Origin of the sequence: Streptomyces olindensis, assembly GCF_040645895.1 — a bacterium.
GTDB classification, from domain to species: Bacteria; Actinomycetota; Actinomycetes; order Streptomycetales; family Streptomycetaceae; genus Streptomyces; species Streptomyces olindensis.
In genome coordinates this window covers 1-1,195 of record NZ_JBEYZD010000165.1, presented here as the reverse complement: position 1 = coordinate 1,195, position 1,195 = coordinate 1, and the positions used below count along the sequence as shown (strand labels likewise).

General features: G+C 56.3%; 1 rRNA gene. It reads right to left on the bottom strand.

Annotated features, from left to right (window positions below):
- Positions 1 to 22: 22 nt before the first annotated feature.
- Positions 23 to 1,195, bottom strand: a 23S ribosomal RNA gene (locus tag ABZ948_RS40890); the annotation flags it as partial.

Below are 1,195 nucleotides of genomic sequence, written 5' to 3'. Positions count from 1 at the left end.
AACACAGTGGACGCGAGCAACTGAGGACAAGCCCTCGGCCTATTAGTACCGGTCAACTCCACACGTTACCGTGCTTCCATATCCGGCCTATCAACCCAGTCGTCTACTGGGAGCCTTACCCTCTCTAGGAGGTGGGAGTCCTCATCTCGAAGCAGGCTTCCCGCTTAGATGCTTTCAGCGGTTATCCCTCCCGAACGTAGCCAACCAGCCATGCCCTTGGCAGAACAACTGGCACACCAGAGGTTCGTCCGTCCCGGTCCTCTCGTACTAGGGACAGCCCTTCTCAAGACTCCTACGCGCACAGCGGATAGGGACCGAACTGTCTCACGACGTTCTAAACCCAGCTCGCGTACCGCTTTAATGGGCGAACAGCCCAACCCTTGGGACCGACTCCAGCCCCAGGATGCGACGAGCCGACATCGAGGTGCCAAACCATCCCGTCGATATGGACTCTTGGGGAAGATCAGCCTGTTATCCCCGGGGTACCTTTTATCCGTTGAGCGACGGCGCTTCCACAAGCCACCGCCGGATCACTAGTCCCGACTTTCGTCCCTGCTCGACCCGTCGGTCTCACAGTCAAGCTCCCTTGTGCACTTACACTCAACACCTGATTGCCAACCAGGCTGAGGGAACCTTTGGGCGCCTCCGTTACCCTTTAGGAGGCAACCGCCCCAGTTAAACTACCCATCAGACACTGTCCCTGATCCGGATCACGGACCCAGGTTAGACATCCAGCACGACCAGACTGGTATTTCAACGACGACTCCACACTAACTGGCGTTAGCGCTTCACAGTCTCCCAGCTATCCTACACAAGCCGAACCGAACACCAATATCAAACTGTAGTAAAGGTCCCGGGGTCTTTCCGTCCTGCTGCGCGAAACGAGCATCTTTACTCGTAGTGCAATTTCACCGGGCCTATGGTTGAGACAGTCGAGAAGTCGTTACGCCATTCGTGCAGGTCGGAACTTACCCGACAAGGAATTTCGCTACCTTAGGATGGTTATAGTTACCACCGCCGTTTACTGGCGCTTAAGTTCTCAGCTTCGCCCCACCGAAATGGAGCTAACCGGTCCCCTTAACGTTCCAGCACCGGGCAGGCGTCAGTCCGTATACATCGCCTTACGGCTTCGCACGGACCTGTGTTTTTAGTAAACAGTCGCTTCTCGCTGGTCTCTGCGGCCACCCCCAGCTCA